This is a genomic window from Affinundibacterium nitidum (assembly GCF_014284155.1).
Classification (GTDB): Bacteria; Pseudomonadota; Gammaproteobacteria; order Burkholderiales; family Burkholderiaceae_D; genus Undibacterium; species Undibacterium nitidum.
On the sequence record NZ_JACOFZ010000071.1, the window covers coordinates 1 to 243 of the forward strand.

Genomic DNA, 243 nt, shown 5'->3' on the forward strand with positions numbered 1-243 from the left:
TCACATTGCCGGTGACTGTGTTCGGTACTGCATCTTCCGTGATGTTGTTGATGTCACCTGTCGCTACTGGTTTGCTATCCGTAATGAGGATATCTAGGCTGTCGTTATTCGTTGCGCCTAAGGCATCCGTCACAGCGACAGTAACACTGTCGGTCACATCGCTGTTTGCACTTTGGACACTTGGGTCATAGGTGTAGCTGACGACACCGGTACCGCTATTAAAGCCCGTTAAGACCAAACTAC

At 49.8% G+C, this 243-nt stretch carries 1 protein-coding gene; it reads right to left on the minus strand.

Translation table 11 applies throughout. The annotated features are described in order from the left end of the window. Nucleotides 1-243 (minus strand): hypothetical protein (locus H8K36_RS19790; RefSeq protein ID WP_222611295.1); only part of this gene is annotated, 243 nt, incomplete at both ends.